This is a genomic window from Isoptericola sp. NPDC056605 (assembly GCF_042792795.1).
In the GTDB taxonomy this organism is placed as follows: domain Bacteria; phylum Actinomycetota; class Actinomycetes; order Actinomycetales; family Cellulomonadaceae; genus Isoptericola.
In genome coordinates this window covers 175,900-190,518 of the sequence record NZ_JBHTVT010000002.1, presented here as the reverse complement: position 1 = coordinate 190,518, position 14,619 = coordinate 175,900, and the positions used below count along the sequence as shown (strand labels likewise).

Below are 14,619 nucleotides of genomic sequence, written 5' to 3'. Positions count from 1 at the left end.
CCGCCCGAGTTCCCCGGGACATCGTCCGAAGGGCTGACGGCCGTGGCCGAAGGTCGGACAGGTGCGTCGCGCGGACGGCGGCGGGCGCCGGGCGGTCCCCCGCCCGACGCCCGTCGGTGCCCGCGTCGCGCCGGTGCGCGACGGGGTGTCACAGCTCGGACATGGCCTCCTCCGGCGTGCCCTCGACGGCGCGGGCGGCGCGGTTCCACCGCGCCCACAGCACCTTCTCGCCCAGCTGGCCGGCCATCTTGTGCGCGGTGAGCAGGAAGACGATCACGCCCACGGCCAGCACGCCGACGCCGACCCAGTACGGGGCGGAGGCGCCGACCGGGTGCAGCAGGCCGGCGATCACCGGGGCGGGGGCGGCGAAGCCCCAGCGCACGAGGTTGAAGGCGCCGGTCGTGACGCGGCGGTCGGGGTCGCCGAGGGCGAGCGACAGGTCGGTGAGGATGGCGTTGGCGATACCCATGAACACGCCGGCGACGACGAGCACGACGATGGAGGCCGCCGTCGGGAGCCCGAGGGCGAGCAGCAGGGTCATCACGAGCACGCCGGCGACGGCGATGCCCAGGGTCTGCACGGCGCCGATCGTGTGCGCGAGCTTGTGGCCGACGACGAGGATGCCGAACGCGAGCCCGAGGCCCCAGGCGGTGAAGACCAGGCCGAGGGGGATGACGTCGAGCCCGAGGAAGATCGGCGTGTAGCCGAGGATGACGAAGAACACGAAGTTGTAGGTGGCGGTGACCACCGCGAGCGCGAGGAACGCGGGCTTGCGGAAGAGCCCGAAGACCTGGCCCACGTGCAGCGGCGCCGGCTTCTCGGCCGGGTCCTTGAGCTTCGTGATCGACATCGCGAGGGCCACGATCATGAACAGGCCGCAGGCGAGGAACGGCACGCGCCAGCTGATGCTGCCGAGCAGGCCCCCGATGAGGGGGCCGACGGCGAAGCCGAGGCCGACGCAGGTCTCGAAGATGCCGACCACCCACTCGCGGTCGTTGGCGAGCGAGACGAGCAGCACCATCGCGGTGGCGAAGAACATGGCGTTGCCGAGGCCCCACAGACCGCGCAGCGCGGCGAGCTGGCCGATCGACGTGCTCAGCGCGGCGAGGATCGCCGCGATCGCGACGATGGTGACGCCGGCGCCCAGGATCTTCTTGTAGCCGAACTTCCCCGTGGCGAGCACGGCCGGGATCATGCCGACGGCCATGACCGCGATGTACGCGGTGAACAGGAGCTCGATCTGCCACGTGGTGGCACCGATCGCCTCCCCGATCACCGGGAGGATCGGGTCGACGACGGCGATGCCGGCGATCGCGAAGAACGCGGTCAGCGCGGTCGCGTAGATCGCGGTCTTGTTCGGTTCGTTGCGTGTGCCTGCCACGGACTCCTCACTCCTGCCCCACGGTCGGTCGCGGGCGTCGTCTGCTGGTTGCTGCGCCGTCGTCGTCGCCGGCCACGGGCCGTTCGGGCGCCGAGATACCTGCATGGTGCAGGTAATTACCTGTAGGATACACCTATGACCGCTTCCCGGGGAAACAATGTCGAGAAGAAGCGCCCCGACCAGGGCGACGACGCCGCGACGGCGGAGGTCGTCGCCCGCGTCGAGCTCGGCCTCGCCCAGCTGCTGCGCCGCGCCGAGCGCACCACCGCGGCGACCACCGTCCGGACCGGCGGCCACGACCTCGACCGCTCCGGCTACCTCCTGCTGCACGCCCTGCGCGACGGCGGCCCCCAGCGCGTCCAGGCGCTCGCGGACCGCCTCGGGATCGACGCCTCCACCGTGACGCGCCAGGTCGTCGCCCTCGAACGGGCGGGCCACGTGCAGCGCTCCCGCGACCCCCACGACGGGCGCGCCGTCCTCGTCTCCGCGACCGCCGGCGGCCGGGACGCCCTGCGCGCGCAGCGGCGCAGGCGCGGCGCCACCTACTCCACCGTGCTCGCCGACTGGAGCCCCGCCGACCGCACCCTGCTCGCCGAGCTGGTCGAGCGCCTCAACGCCGACCTCGACGCCTACAAGCGGGACACGCCCCCGGCCTGACCGTCGCGACACTCGGTTGCCTCGCGCAATATTTGTCACGAGCGCGGAACCGGTCGCTCCTGGCTACCGTCGGGAGGGTTGCCTGCGTCACAGACGTGTGACCACCCCGGCGGCAGACCCACCCCGCGTCGAAGGAGAGCGTCGTGAGCAGGCACGCCAACGAGGTCGACGAGTCCACCGCCGCCGTGCTGCGACGCGACCGCCTGCGACGCGCCGTCGCGTCCGCGGTGGCCACAGCCCTCGTGCTCGCCGTCTCCCTCGTGCTGGTGCCCGGACTCGCCAGCGAGGGCGCGCCCAAGTTCAACGTCCAGTGCGACGAGCTCATCGACGGCATCTCGGAAGCGGCAGATCCCGTCGACCTGCCCGGCGGCGGCCTGCCCAGCGGCCACGCCGAGACGATCGCCGACTACGAGTACGAGAACCCGGCCGAGCACCTCAGCGGCGAGAAGGAGCCGACGAAGGCCGAGCTGAAGAAGCTCAAGGGGAGCTACAAGACGTTCCCGGTCGGCTCCCGCGACCGCATGATCCGGCGATGGAACGTCTACAAGGGCACGTGGGGGTGGGACCAGTGGCGCAACTCCTACATCCCGAACCAGGCCAACGACGCCCGCGGCGACGCGTTCCACGGGAACGTGGGTCGGCGGCTCAAGCTCGGCGGCCCGAGCTGGATGTGCGAGGACACCAAGCTGGCGAAGGAGCAGAAGCTCGGTTCCAACCGCCGCTACGACTCGGTCAACCGGACCCTCAAGATCGCGTACGAGGTCAAGTCCGGGAACTCCTCGCTGCGCGCCAGCCAGCTCAAGGCCGACGCCGCGCTGCGCGCGAAGGGCTGGCGCGTCGTCTACATCTTCAGCAAGGAGCCGACACCGAAGCAGCTCGAGCAGATGCGCACGCACAAGGTCGAGCACACGACCTTGCGCTCCACCGCGGTCCAGAAGAACCCGTCACCGTCGTCGAGCACCGCGATGAACCCGACGTGCGGGCCAGCCCCGAAGTCCGCGGGCCCGTCCACGCTCTCGGCGACGTGCCCGCGCCGCTCGACGGCGGGGCCGGCGAAGGATCTCGCCCAGCGGTCGGGACGCACCCCGGCGCTCGCCCGCGAGGGCCAGCGGATGCAGGCCTCGTTCGGCGCCGACGGCCGCCGGCAGGGGTTCATGCCGCGCAGCCCCGGCGGGATCGACTGGCGCTCCCTCGAGCTGCGCTACGTCACCGATGACCCGAAGGCGGGCGACTACGGGTACGCCTTCTCGGCGGACGAGCTCCCCGACGACGGCGTGGCGGAACCCGGGTACGGGGGCGAAGCCGCGCTGGACCTGTCCTCCGACGCCCTCATGACGTGGCTCGCGCTCGACCCCGAGCAGTTCTGGGTAAACCTCAACCCGGACACGCCGGACACCATCGTCGACGAGGAGTTCGGCTCCACCGACGCCGGTCGCGTGCTGCTCGAGGCGGACCTGGAGATGAAGCAGAGCCTCAACGACCTCATGCGCCCCGAGACGGAGCAGGGCAAGAAGCACTGGGAGTCGCTGGAGCGCACCGACGACGGCCTGATCTGCTCCGACTGGACCCGGCTGTGGATCGAGCCGCAGCCGGCCAAGGTGCGCGTCGAGGACGACCAGCTCTACATCCTGGACGCCCCGCTGCAGGTCCAGATCGAGCCGTTCGACGTGGACTGGGAGGTACCCGGCAACGAGGTCTGCCAGGACGCGCCCCCGAAGATGGTCGAGCGGAACACGCAGCGCATCGTCGACGACTTCGAGCAACCGCTCGAGGACTACGTCAACTCCGCCCCCGAGTACGCGGACCTGCGCCGCGTCTACACGGCCCGGGTCGCCGCCGAGTGGATCAAGGACCGCGACGCGGAGCGCCCGGGCGCCTTCCACGACGTCATCGGCTCGGGCGACGTCAGCGCCTGGCCGGCGCGCACCGAGTACGACCCGAAGGACGTGTACGACGAGTACCGCGAGCTGCTGAAGACCGTGCAGTACCGCTACGAGTACGAGCACGGCGAGCAGGAGTTCTACATCGAGATCTTCGGCGGCATCGTGCTCCCCGACGCGCCGCGGGACCAGACGCCGAAGGCGGAGTTCGAGCGTGACCACCCGAAGCTGCCACGTACCGTCCGCAGCGCTCGGTTCGAGGCGACGAGCCTTCCCGTGGGCGTCCAGGCGCCGCAGGGAGACGAGGTCAGCACGCTCGACGACGCGACCACGACGGCATGGCTCGGCGGCGGGACGCTCGCCGAACCCGAGGAGCCCGACCCCACCGACCCGCCGGACGAGCCGGACCCGACCGACCCGCCCGGCGATGGCGGTAGCGACGGTGGCAACGACGGCGGCAACGACGGCGGCGGTGGCGGTGGTGGCGACAGTGGCGACGGCAGCGACGACGCGGTGCCCCCGGATGCCTCCGACGGGCCCACCGGTCGAGGTGACGAATCGCCCGGGGCACCGCACGCCGACGCACCGCCGTCGTCCCAGGCCCCGCTGCCCGGCGCGCTGGCATCCACCGGCTTCGGTGACGTCGGGCTGATGGTGGCGGCGATCGTCCTCGTCCTCGTGGGCCTCGTCCTGGTCGGCGTGCGACGGCGCTGGTTCCCGCGACTCTGACCGCCCGCCCCGCCAGAGGGTTCCCACCGGATCTGCCCTGAGCGGATGCGCTCCCGGCAGAGAACCCTCCCGCTGCGGCCACCGTCGTCGGACGGTGGGGACATGAGCACACCGACCCAGAGCACCCCGACCCTGAGCACACCGACCCTGAGCACACCGGCACCGCCCACCGCGCCCGCCTTCGACGACCAGCTCACCGCGCGGCTGCTGCACCAGCGCATCGTGGTGATCGGCACCGAGATCGACGACGCCGTCGCCAACCGCGTCGTCGCGCAGCTCCTGCTGCTGTCGGCGGAGGACCCGCGGTCCGACGTCGCGTTGTACGTCAACTCCCCCGGCGGCTCCGTCACCGCGGGGCTCGGCATCTACGACACCATGCGGCTGCTGCCGAACGACGTCGTGACGGTCGGGTTCGGCTTCGCCGCCAGCATGGGCCAGTTCCTCCTCACCACCGGCACCAAGGGCAAGCGCTACGTGCTGCCGCACACGCGGGTGATGATGCACCAGCCGTCGGCCGGCATCGGGGGCACCGCCGTCGACATCGCGATCCAGGCGGAGAACCTGGAGCACACCAAGCGCGTGATGCACGAGCTCATCGCGCAGCACACCGGCCGCACGGTGGAGCAGATCGCCACCGACAGCGACCGTGACCGCTGGTTCACGGCCACCGAGGCGGTCGAGTACGGCATGGTCGACCGGATCGTCGAGAGCGTCGAGGACGTGCGGCCGTCGGCCGGCGGCCGGAAGGCGGGGCTGTGATGGACGAGCGGATGAGCTACACGATCCCGAACGTCGTCGAGCGCACCCCGCTGGGAGAGCGCTACTCCGACGTCTTCTCCCGCCTGCTGCGCGACCGGATCATCTTCCTCGGCACCGAGATCGACGACGGCGTGGCGAACGTCGTCATGGCGCAGCTGCTGCACCTGGAGTCCGAGGCGCCCGAGCAGGAGATCGGGTTGTACATCAACTCCCCCGGCGGCTCCGCGACCGCGATGACCGCGATCTACGACACCATGCAGTACGTGCGCAGCGACGTCGCCACCACCTGCATGGGGCAGGCGGCGTCCGCCGCCGCGGTGCTGCTGGCCGCCGGCACGCCCGGCAAGCGCACGGTGCTGGAGCACTCCCGCGTGCTGCTGCACCAGCCGTCCACCCAGGGGCAGGGCACCGTGTCCGACCTTGCCATCCAGGCGCGCGAGGTGCTGCGCCTGCGCGCCGAGACCGAGCAGCTCCTGGCCCGGCACACCGGGCAGACCGCCGACCGGCTGCGCGCCGACACCGACCGCGACCTCATCCTGTCGGCCCAGGACGCCGTCGACTACGGGGTGGCGGACGCGGTCGTCACCTCGCGCAAGCTGTCGGACCGCGCCGCGGCCTAGCCGTCCCGCGCCACCGGGCGGCCGCCGACGTGCCAGTCGTGGACCTCGACGTCCGCGTAGTCGTCCGCGACCAGCACCCGGCGGGCGTCGTCGGGCCCGGCGGCCTCGACCAGCACGGCGGCGCCGAGGACCGCGGCGCCGTCGTCCGACAGGAGCGGTCCCGCCGCGACCAGGCCGACCCCCGCTCCCGGCGCGACCAGGGGCTCGCCGGTCCCCCGCCACCCGAGCCCGAGGACCAGGTACCGGGGATCGCCCTCCGGCCCGCCGGGGTAGTCCCACATCGTGCGCCCGAGCGTGTTGCGCCACCGGCGCAGCAGCACGTCGCGGTACGCGCCGGCCTGGTAGTTGGGCTCGTCGAACGCGAACGCCCGGGCGGCCTCGGGCCCGGGCAGGTCGAGGACGTGCACGCTCCCGGTGAGCGTCTCGCCGCCGTCCGTCGTCGTCGGACCGCGCGCGATCATCCCGTCCGCGAACCGGTCCATGTAGGCCAGGTGCTCGTCGTTGAGCGCCTCGCGCAGGGCGATCGACCCGGCACGGTCACGGTGGTAGACGAAGAACTCCATGCTCGGCGCTGGCGCTACGCGGCGAGGGCGACGACGTCCGACGTCGTCGTGCGCACGGCCGTCGCCGAGCGCACGTGCCGGGACGACGACGGCGACCGGTCGCGCAGGGACGTGAGCACGCGGACGCGCTCCTGGTGCTCGGCGCTCGCGGCGAGCGCGTCGTGCGCCGCGGCGACGAGGTCGACGAGCCGGATGCCGAGCGCCGCGCACACCGCGGCGAGCACCTCGGACGACGCCTCCTTGCGCCCGCGCTCCACCTCGGACAGGTACGCGGTGGACATGCGCGCCGTGCCGGAGACCTCCTGCAGCGTGCGGCCCTGCGCCAGGCGCGCCCGGCGCAGGATCGCCCCGACCAGGTGCCGCAGCAGCGGCTCGCGCACGTGCTCCGTCGTCGTGCCGAACCCCGTGTCCGCCGTCATGCCGACGACGCTACCCGCGACCGGCGGCCGACGGCTCCGCCAGCGGCTCCGCGGCCGGCCGTTCTGCTGACGGCAGAAGGCGGCGCGCGGCCCGGCCGCTGCCGTACAGGACCCCGCCCACGACGAGGACGGCGCCCACCCCCTCGAGCGGGGTCACCCGCTCGCCGAGGAGCACCCAGGCCGCCGACATGCCGACCACGGGCACGAGCATGGAGAACGGGGCGACCACGCCCGCGGGGTGGCGGGCCATGAGCCAGGTCCACACGCCGGAACCGAGCACCGTCGCGACGAGCACCGTGTACAGCAGGCCGACGACGGCGCCCACGGCCCCCGGGTCGTCCCACGACGTGAGGGAGTGCGCGATCTCTCCCGGCCCCTCGACCAGCAGCGACAGCGCGAGCATCGGCAGCGGAGGCACCACGGACATCCACAGGGTGAGGCGCAGCGGGCTCTGCGGCTTCGCCTGCCGGTTGCAGATGTTGCCGATGGCCCAGCCGAACGCGCCGGCCAGGGTGAGCAGGAAGGGGACGACGGTGGCGGTCGCGGCCTGCTGCCACGCCACCAGGGTGAGCCCGCCGACGGCCACGAGGATGCCGAGCACCTGCCGGCCGCTCACGCGCTCGCGCAGGAACGTGGCGCCGAGCAGCACGGTGAACGGGCCGGACATCTGCAGCACGAGCGACGCGAGCCCGGCGGGCATCCCGGCCGCCATGCCCCAGTACAGGAAGAGGAACTGCAGCGCGCCGAACCCGAGCCCGTAGCCGACCACCCAGCGCACCGGGACGTCCGGCCACGGCACCAGGAACACGGTCGGCAGCGCGATGAGCGCGAACCGCAGCGCGACGAGGAACATCGGCGGGAAGTGCTGCAACGACGCGTCGATGGCGATGAAGTTCAACCCCCACAGGAGGGCGACGAGGACGGCGAGCAGCCGGTGGCGGGCGGGCATGCGCCCAGCCTCACCCGGCGGCACGGTGAAGGACAAGCGAAAGTTGCTTCATCGTGTCTGTAGGCTGACTTCATGGATGTCCGGCACCTCGAGCTGCTCCGCGAGCTCGCCGACCGGGGCAGCGTCACGGCCGTCGCCCGCGCCACCCACCGCACGCCGTCGGCCGTCTCCCAACAGCTCCGCACCGCCCAGCGCGAGCTGCGCGCCCCGCTCGTCGAGCCGTCCGGCCGCGGGCTGCGCCTCACGGACGCCGGGCGGCTGCTGGCCGCGGGCGGGGCCAGCGTCGCCGCCGCGCTCGCGCAGGTGCAGGCCCGCTGGGACGAGTTCCAGGGCGAGCCGTCCGGCACGGTCACCGTGGCGGCCCTGGCCAGCGCCGCCACGTTCCTGCTCCCCCGCGCCATGGCCGACCTCGAGGGCACCGCCATCACCCTGCGGTGCGTCGACGTCGACATCGCCGAGGCCGAATACGGTCCGCTCACCGCGGACCACGACGTCGTCGTCGCGCACTCGCTCACCAGCGTGCGGCCCGCCGGAGCCGAGGGGCTCACCGTCGTGCCGCTGGCCCGCGAGCCGCTCGACATCGCGATGGCCGCGGGGCACCCGCTGGCCCGCCTGCCGCGCGTACGGCCGGCGGACCTGGTCGACCAGGACTGGATCGGCGTGCCCCTGGGCTACCCGTTCGACACCGTGCGCCTCGCCGTCGAGCAGGCGACCGGGGCCGAGCTGCGCGTCGTCCAGCGGCTGCGCGACAACCGCCTCATCGAGGCGCTCGTCGCCGCCGGCGACCAGGTCGCCGTCCTGCCCCGCTTCACCACGCCCACCGGCGACCGGCTCGTGCTGCGCGAGCTCGCCGACATCGCGTCCGCGCGGCACGTCTCCGCCGTCCTCCGCACCGACCGCGCCGAACGGCTCGCGGTGCGCCGCGTCGTCGACGCGTTCCGGCGTGCCGGCGCCGACGTCGAAGCGGAGACGGCCGGTGGTGCGGGATGACCGCGAGATGACGTGACGTCAAAGCCCCACGGAATCGGCTCCATGCTCGGCCTGCTTCGCGGTGAAACCGTCGAACTCGAGCTGCTCGATGAGACCCGAACGCGAGAACGACTGCGTGTCCATGTAGTTCTTGGCAGCGATCTCCGCCTGCACGTTCCAGTCGACGTCGACGTGTGCCACGGCGTACTTCGCGTCAGCGTTCGAGTAGCCCTCGAACTTCAGCTGGTCCGTGAGGCCCTGCTTCGAGAAGCCACCCACCTCGAGATAGCTCTGGGCGCTCGCCACGGCGTTTTCCTGCGCGACCGTCGCGTCGTCCTTCTCGTCAACGGCTTCGGGCGACTCCGCCGCCGGTTCCGAGGCCACGGACTCCGCGGGTTCCGGCGAGTCACCGTCGTCCGCAGAGCCGCACCCGACAAGAAATCCTGCCGCCGCGATCGCGACAGCCACCCTGAGCGACTGCGTGCGTCGAGAAATCATCACTGCCCCCTCCGAGCGAGTCGATATCTCGGATCGTGACACTTGCCCCGCGCACACGCCCGCCGACGTCCGGTGCACGGAACGCCGGCGCGACGCGCCACGGACAGGGCGACGAGGGCCAGAGAGGGTGCCCCCGCCCGGATTCGAACCGGGACTGGGCCGGGTTTAAGCCGGCTGCCTCTGCCAGTTGGGCTACGGGGGCGGGACGACGGAGCGGGCGCCGGCGACCTCTCGAGGGAGATCGCCGACGCCCGCTCACGGTACCGGGGAAGGTCAGCCCTTCTCGGCGCGCGCGGCCGACGACTCGGCCTTCTGCTCCACCTTCTCGCCCGGCTGCTTCGGCGGCACGGACGCCTTGCGGAACTCGTCGCGCGGGTCGTGCAGGGAGCCGAGCGACACGATCTCGCGGCCCATGAGGAACTGGCCGATCCAGCCGATGAGGATGCGCACCTTGCGGTTGCCGGTCGGCATCGCCATGACGTGGTAGCCGCGGTGCGCGAGCCACGCGAGCGGGCCGCGCAGCTTGAGGAAGCCGAACAGCTCCGCGACGCCCTTGTACAGGCCGAGGGACGCGACGACGCCGACGCTCTTGTGGGCGTAGTCCTCGGGCTGCTGGCCCTTGAGGACGGCGACCAGGTTGTCGGCGAGCTTGGTGGCCTCGCGGATCGCGTGCTGCGCGTTCGGCGGGCAGAACTGGCCCGGGTTGAGCACGTCCGGCACGGCGGCGCAGTCGCCCGCGGCCCAGGCGTCGGGGACGATCTCGCCGTCCTCCGTCGCGACCTGGAGCGTGGGCTTGACGATGACGCGGCCCATCCGGTCGAACGGGAGGTCCGACTCCTCCTTGATGACCGGGTTCGCCTTGACGCCCGCGGTCCACACGATCGTCTCGGTGTCGAACTCGACGCCCGTCGAGGTGACGACGTGCCCGTCGACGCAGGACGACAGGAACGTGTTGAGGTGGAACTCGATGCCGCGCTTCTTCATCTCGTCGAGCGCCCACAGGCCCATGGGCTCGGAGACCTCGGGCAGGATGCGGCCCGAGCCCTCGATCATGACGAAGCGCAGGTCCTCGGCGTCGATCGTCGGGTAGTTGCGCGTGGCGTAGCGCGCCATGTCCTCGATCTCGGCCAGGGCCTCGATACCGGCGAACCCGCCGCCGACGAAGGTGAACGTCAGCATGCGCTTGCGCGCGTCTGCGTCCCAGGTGGACGAGGCGACGTCCATGCGGTTGAGCACGTGGTTGCGGACCGCGATGGCCTCCTCCACGTTCTTGAAGCCGATCGCGTTCTCCGCGAGGCCCGGGATGGGCAGCGTGCGGGACACCGAGCCGAGGCCGATGACGAGCTGGTCGTACGAGACCTCGTAGTCCGGCCCCTCCTCGGGGTGGATCGTGACCTTGTGGCCGGCGTGGTCGATGTGGTTGACCAGGCCCTGCAGCACGTCGATGCCCTTGAGCGCCTTGCGGTGCGGGGCGACGACGTCGCGGGCGTCGATCGAGCCCGCGCCCGCCTCCGGCAGGAACGGCGCGTAGGTCATGTACGGCCGCGGGTCGACGACCACGATCGCCGCGTCCTGCTTGCCGAGCTTGCGGCGCAGGCGACGCGCCGCGTAGAGGCCGACGGAACCACCGCCGAGGACGACGATGCGGGGCACCTTGCGGGGCCGCGGGGCCGCGGCGGGCGCGTCCTGGACAGAGGTGTCCGACGACAGAACGTTCTGAGGCATGAACACCATTCTACGACCGTGCCGGGGGCATGCAGTCGGGCCGTCCAGCCCGTGACCCTCCCCCGCTCCGTGGCGCGCCAGCGCCTGTGCCGACGCGCCACGGAGCCGCAGGTCAGCGGCCTGGCGCCACGGCGGCCGTCGTCCTGGCCACGGCGCCGCCCGACCGACCGGCGGTGCTCTCCGCGGAGGGCTCCGGCGCCGGGTCCTCCTCCGTCGCGTCGCCCGTCCGCTCGCCGATCGCGGTCGGTGCCTTGAGGAAGGGCCAGGGCATGTCCTCAGGCTGCACGCCGACCTGCGGCTGCCACGATCCGCCGTCCTCCGACCACTCCATGCCCTCTTCCGGCACGGCGCGCATCGGGTAGACGTTCCACCGCTTGCGGCCGTCGTCCGCCGTCGCCGGCCGGAAGTACCAGATGCCGTCGAGGTCGGGCACCGACCATGCCTGCTCGTCTCCCTCCGTCGTCACGGTGCGCACTGGCCGGCCGCGGTCGTCGAAGAGCTGGACGTTCTTTATGGGGTCGCCGTTCGCGTCGAAGGCGAAGAGGTTGGCCACGGGCTCGCCGTCCACCCAGACGCCGTCGCCCTCGGCACCGTCGCCGTAGCCGACGTTCAGCGCGTCGGAGTGCCCGGCGCTGTAGCCGGCGTCGTACGAGCTGCCGCCCGAGGCCGAGCCCCGCACGGACTCGTCGTGCGTCGCGACCGCCACGGCGGGCACCAGCAGCACCGCGGCGAGCGACGCCGCGACCGTGAGCCGCGGCTGCCACCGGCGCGGGAGCCATCGACCGCGCGCCCACTGCACGCTCACCAGGGCGGACCCGCCCATGACCAACAGGTCTCCCGCTCCCTCCGGGACGAGCGACGGCTGACCGTCCGTCGACCGCGTGAACAAGGCGACGAGCAGCGCGCCGACGATCCAGCCGCGCGCCACCCACCACGCCGGCCGCACGTCCCGGCCCAGCCCGCGCAGCCGCGCCCATGCGGGAGTGCTGGTCACCGGCTGCCAGGCCCGGCGCCACCGTTCGCCCAGCAGGACGCGCCGGGCCGCGAGCGTGGGCCGCGCACCCGCACGCCTCCGTGCGCCCGGCAGCTCTGCGGGCAGGCCGGCGGCTGCCCGCAGCTCGGCGGCGTAGTCCGCGGCCGGGCCGAAGTGCGCGACGAGGTCGAGCGCGACGTCGTCGTCGTCGGACCGGGCCCGCCCCGCCCTCAGCGGCGCCGTCGCCTCCGTGAACGCCTCGGCGAGGTCGGCCTCCATCCCGTCGGTCAGCTCGTCCACGACCTCCGGCCCGAGGTCTGCCAGGTTGAGGCGGACCGCCTGGGCGTAGCCCCGGGCGTGCGTGGCGAGGACGTCGGCGAGCGACGTCGCGGTCGTGGCGGTGCCGGCGTCCTCGCCGGGCGCGATGCTGGTCATCAGGCTGCCTCGTCCCTCTTCCCGAGGAGGCCGCCGACGGTGCCGGCGAACTCCTGCCACTCCTTGCGCTGGATCGCGAGCGTCTGCCGCCCGTGCGCGGTGATGCCGTAGTACTTGCGGTGCGGGCCCGCCCCCGACGGCACCACGTAGCTGGTGAGAGACCCTGCGGCGTAGAGCCGCCGGAGCGTCCCGTAGACGGAGGCGTCGCCCACGTCGTCGAGCCCTCGGGCGCGCAGGCGCCGTACCACGTCGTACCCGTACCCGTCCTCGTCCTCGACGACGGCGAGGACCGCCGCGTCGAGCACCCCCTTGAGCAGCTGCGTCGTGTCCATCGACCTCTCCTCCCGACTGCTTCGCGACAGACACTAGTGCGCGATGCGCAGTAGTACAGGCGACGCGCCGACGAGCCGTCGGCGCGTCTCGGCCGGCGTGCGCTCAGGCGAGGGAGAGCGCGATGCCGTCCAGGATGTCGCTCTCGCTGGTGACGACGTCCGCGAGCTCGCCGCCCGCGGCGGCGACGTCGTCGCGCACCCGCCGCACGACCTCCGCCCAGACCAGCGCGCCCGCGCCGATGACGTCCGCGCGACCGGGGTGCATGAACCCGAGGGCGAGGCGCTGCTCGCGGCTGCGGTGCAGCAGGTCGTCGCACGCGGCGAGCACCCGGTCGACGCCCAGGACGGCGCCGTGCACCGCCTCGCGGCGGTACTCGGCCAGCCCCAGGGCGTGCGCGGTCACGGACGTCACCGAGCCGGCGAGGCCGACGAGCGTCGTGGTCCGGCCGAACGGGACGGTCCGGGCGGCGGTGTCGAGCGCGGCGCGCACGTCGGCGCGGGCGGCCTCCACCTCGGCCGGCGCCGGCGGGTCGGAGTGCAGGTGGCGCTCCGTCATCCGCACCGAGCCGACGTCGAGCGAGAGGGCGGCCTCCGGCGTCGTCGTGCCGAGCACCAGCTCGGTCGAGCCGCCGCCGAGGTCCACCACCAGGTACGGCCCGGGGTGCTGCGAGGCCACGCCCGCGGTGGCGCCGCGGAAGGAGAGCTCCGCCTCCTCACGCCCGGAGACCACCTCGGGGTCGACGCCCACGGCCGCGCGGACGCCGTCGAAGAACTCCCGCCGGTTGCGCGCGTCGCGCGTGGCCGACGTCGCCACGAAGCGGACCCGCGTGGCCCCTGCCTCGGCGATCACCGCGGCGTACTCGCGCGATGCCTCCAGCGTCCGCGCCAGCGCCTCCGGGGCGAGCTCGCCCGTGCGGTCCACGCCCTGGCCGAGGCGCACGATGCGCAGCCGCCGGTCGACCTCCGTGAGGGTGCCGCCGTGCGCGACGTCGGCGACCAGGAGGCGGATGGAGTTGGTGCCGCAGTCGATCGCGGCGACCCGGGTCGACGTGGACGGTGCGGAGGGCGCGGGGCGTTCGGTCACGGGCGACACGATCTCATCCGACACCGACGCCACGCCTCTCGGGACCGGGACGTGTGACGGACGTCGTTCAGCAGCTGCAGCGGTCGGGCCGCCACTGGTCGCGCACCAGCGCGAGCGCCTCGTCGCCGAGCGGGTTCACGCCCGGACCGGCGGCCAGCGCGTGCCCCATGAGCACGTGGATGCACTTGACGCGCGTGGGCATGCCACCGGCGGAGATGCCCTCGATCTCGTCGACCTGCCCGAGCTCGGCGCGCCGCGCCAGATAGTGCTCGTGCGCCCGGCGGTAGGCGTCCGCGAGCTCCTCGTCCTCGGCGAGGCGCGCCGTCATCTCCTTCATCACGCCGTCCGCCTCCAGCCGCGAGGCGGCCGCGACCGCCCCCGGGTGCGTGAGGTAGTACGTGGTCGGGAACGGCGTGCCGTCGGGCAGCCGCGGCGCGGTGCGCACGACGAGCGGGCGACCGCACACGCAGCGCGCGGCGATGCCGACGACGCCGCGCGGCTCGCGCCCGAGCTGCTCGGCGAGCACCTCGAGGTCGCGCTCGGTGACCACGGTCGGGTCGGCGTCGCCGACGGGGGCGGAGTGGTCGGTCATAGGGGCGGTCCTCGGGGCGTTCGCGGGCGGGGCAGCCCCCATTCTCCCCCGGGC

At 73.1% G+C, this 14,619-nt stretch carries 15 protein-coding genes and 1 tRNA gene; 5 read left to right on the top strand and 11 right to left on the bottom strand.

The window, feature by feature from the left end:
- Positions 1-148: 148 nt before the first annotated feature.
- Complete coding sequence (locus tag ACFQ8Y_RS03680) at positions 149-1,381, bottom strand: MFS transporter (RefSeq protein WP_430584647.1); 1,233 nt, start codon at positions 1,379-1,381, stop codon at positions 149-151.
- Between the two features lie 135 nt (positions 1,382-1,516).
- On the opposite strand from ACFQ8Y_RS03680, the gene ACFQ8Y_RS03675 reads away from it, so the two are divergent.
- The 4 genes from ACFQ8Y_RS03675 to ACFQ8Y_RS03660 all read left to right on the top strand — a co-directional run bounded on the left by ACFQ8Y_RS03675 (position 1,517) and on the right by ACFQ8Y_RS03660 (position 6,026).
- Positions 1,517-2,038, top strand: a complete 522-nt coding sequence (locus ACFQ8Y_RS03675; RefSeq protein WP_430548844.1) for a MarR family winged helix-turn-helix transcriptional regulator — start codon at positions 1,517-1,519, stop codon at positions 2,036-2,038.
- Between the two features lie 143 nt (positions 2,039-2,181).
- Positions 2,182-4,647 (top strand): hypothetical protein, encoded by a 2,466-nt coding sequence (locus tag ACFQ8Y_RS03670; RefSeq protein WP_430584646.1) that lies wholly within the window; start codon positions 2,182-2,184, stop codon positions 4,645-4,647.
- 102 nt (positions 4,648-4,749) lie between these two features.
- Positions 4,750-5,406, top strand: a complete 657-nt coding sequence (locus tag ACFQ8Y_RS03665) for a ClpP family protease (protein WP_430584645.1) — start codon at positions 4,750-4,752, stop codon at positions 5,404-5,406.
- An 11-nt stretch (positions 5,407-5,417) separates the two neighbouring features.
- On the top strand, positions 5,418-6,026 hold the full coding sequence (locus ACFQ8Y_RS03660; protein ID WP_430562373.1) for a ClpP family protease: 609 nt from the start codon (positions 5,418-5,420) through the stop codon (positions 6,024-6,026).
- On the opposite strand, the gene ACFQ8Y_RS03655 is transcribed toward ACFQ8Y_RS03660, so the two are convergent.
- Genes ACFQ8Y_RS03655 through ACFQ8Y_RS03645 form a run of 3 tightly spaced genes read right to left on the bottom strand, consistent with a single transcriptional unit; the run spans position 6,023 to position 7,957 of the window.
- Complete coding sequence (locus ACFQ8Y_RS03655; RefSeq protein ID WP_430562374.1) at positions 6,023-6,589, bottom strand: YciI family protein; 567 nt, start codon at positions 6,587-6,589, stop codon at positions 6,023-6,025. The two genes, ACFQ8Y_RS03660 and ACFQ8Y_RS03655, sit on opposite strands and share 4 nt — an antisense overlap.
- Before the next feature lie 14 nt (positions 6,590-6,603).
- Complete coding sequence (locus tag ACFQ8Y_RS03650) at positions 6,604-7,008, bottom strand: helix-turn-helix domain-containing protein (protein ID WP_430584644.1); 405 nt, start codon at positions 7,006-7,008, stop codon at positions 6,604-6,606.
- Positions 7,009-7,018: 10 nt separating this feature from the next.
- The gene (locus ACFQ8Y_RS03645; RefSeq protein ID WP_430584643.1) at positions 7,019-7,957 is read right to left on the bottom strand and encodes an EamA family transporter; all 939 of its coding nucleotides are present in this window, start codon (positions 7,955-7,957) and stop codon (positions 7,019-7,021) included.
- 72 nt (positions 7,958-8,029) lie between these two features.
- Between ACFQ8Y_RS03645 and ACFQ8Y_RS03640 the strand changes: the two genes are divergently transcribed.
- Positions 8,030-8,947: a LysR family transcriptional regulator gene (locus ACFQ8Y_RS03640; RefSeq protein WP_430584642.1), complete on the top strand. Its 918-nt coding sequence runs from the start codon at positions 8,030-8,032 to the stop codon at positions 8,945-8,947.
- An 18-nt stretch (positions 8,948-8,965) separates the two neighbouring features.
- On the opposite strand, the gene ACFQ8Y_RS03635 is transcribed toward ACFQ8Y_RS03640, so the two are convergent.
- The 7 genes from ACFQ8Y_RS03635 to ACFQ8Y_RS03605 all read right to left on the bottom strand — a co-directional run bounded on the left by ACFQ8Y_RS03635 (position 8,966) and on the right by ACFQ8Y_RS03605 (position 14,565).
- Positions 8,966-9,424 carry an Ltp family lipoprotein gene (locus ACFQ8Y_RS03635; RefSeq protein WP_430584641.1) on the bottom strand — a complete coding sequence of 153 codons (459 nt, stop codon included), beginning with the start codon at positions 9,422-9,424 and terminating at the stop codon, positions 8,966-8,968.
- Between the two features lie 128 nt (positions 9,425-9,552).
- A tRNA-Leu gene (locus tag ACFQ8Y_RS03630) sits at positions 9,553-9,626 on the bottom strand.
- A gap of 71 nt (positions 9,627-9,697) precedes the next feature.
- Positions 9,698-11,149: an NAD(P)/FAD-dependent oxidoreductase gene (locus ACFQ8Y_RS03625; RefSeq protein ID WP_430548835.1), complete on the bottom strand. Its 1,452-nt coding sequence runs from the start codon at positions 11,147-11,149 to the stop codon at positions 9,698-9,700.
- Positions 11,150-11,261: 112 nt separating this feature from the next.
- Positions 11,262-12,557, bottom strand: coding sequence for a hypothetical protein (locus ACFQ8Y_RS03620; protein ID WP_430584640.1), 1,296 nt, complete (start codon positions 12,555-12,557; stop codon positions 11,262-11,264).
- Entirely contained in the window at positions 12,557-12,889 is a 333-nt protein-coding gene (locus ACFQ8Y_RS03615) for a PadR family transcriptional regulator (protein ID WP_430548833.1), read from the bottom strand. The genes ACFQ8Y_RS03620 and ACFQ8Y_RS03615 overlap by 1 nt, the downstream gene beginning before the upstream one ends.
- Positions 12,890-12,992: 103 nt before the next feature.
- Positions 12,993-13,973, bottom strand: a complete 981-nt coding sequence (locus ACFQ8Y_RS03610) for an exopolyphosphatase (protein WP_430584639.1) — start codon at positions 13,971-13,973, stop codon at positions 12,993-12,995.
- A 67-nt stretch (positions 13,974-14,040) separates the two neighbouring features.
- Complete coding sequence (locus ACFQ8Y_RS03605; protein ID WP_430584638.1) at positions 14,041-14,565, bottom strand: DUF501 domain-containing protein; 525 nt, start codon at positions 14,563-14,565, stop codon at positions 14,041-14,043.
- Positions 14,566-14,619 lie beyond the last annotated feature (54 nt).

Coding starts and splice junctions, on each gene's coding strand:
- ACFQ8Y_RS03655 (WP_430562374.1), bottom strand. CDS start 6,589: ATGGAGTTCTTCGTCTACCACCGTGACCGTGCCGGGTCGATCGCCCTG.
- ACFQ8Y_RS03605 (WP_430584638.1), bottom strand. CDS start 14,565: ATGACCGACCACTCCGCCCCCGTCGGCGACGCCGACCCGACCGTGGTC.
- ACFQ8Y_RS03645 (WP_430584643.1), bottom strand. CDS start 7,957: ATGCCCGCCCGCCACCGGCTGCTCGCCGTCCTCGTCGCCCTCCTGTGG.
- ACFQ8Y_RS03660 (WP_430562373.1), top strand. CDS start 5,418: ATGAGCTACACGATCCCGAACGTCGTCGAGCGCACCCCGCTGGGAGAG.
- ACFQ8Y_RS03650 (WP_430584644.1), bottom strand. CDS start 7,008: ATGACGGCGGACACGGGGTTCGGCACGACGACGGAGCACGTGCGCGAG.
- ACFQ8Y_RS03615 (WP_430548833.1), bottom strand. CDS start 12,889: ATGGACACGACGCAGCTGCTCAAGGGGGTGCTCGACGCGGCGGTCCTC.
- ACFQ8Y_RS03640 (WP_430584642.1), top strand. CDS start 8,030: ATGGATGTCCGGCACCTCGAGCTGCTCCGCGAGCTCGCCGACCGGGGC.
- ACFQ8Y_RS03625 (WP_430548835.1), bottom strand. CDS start 11,149: ATGCCTCAGAACGTTCTGTCGTCGGACACCTCTGTCCAGGACGCGCCC.
- ACFQ8Y_RS03620 (WP_430584640.1), bottom strand. CDS start 12,557: ATGACCAGCATCGCGCCCGGCGAGGACGCCGGCACCGCCACGACCGCG.
- ACFQ8Y_RS03635 (WP_430584641.1), bottom strand. CDS start 9,424: ATGATTTCTCGACGCACGCAGTCGCTCAGGGTGGCTGTCGCGATCGCG.
- ACFQ8Y_RS03665 (WP_430584645.1), top strand. CDS start 4,750: ATGAGCACACCGACCCAGAGCACCCCGACCCTGAGCACACCGACCCTG.
- ACFQ8Y_RS03675 (WP_430548844.1), top strand. CDS start 1,517: ATGACCGCTTCCCGGGGAAACAATGTCGAGAAGAAGCGCCCCGACCAG.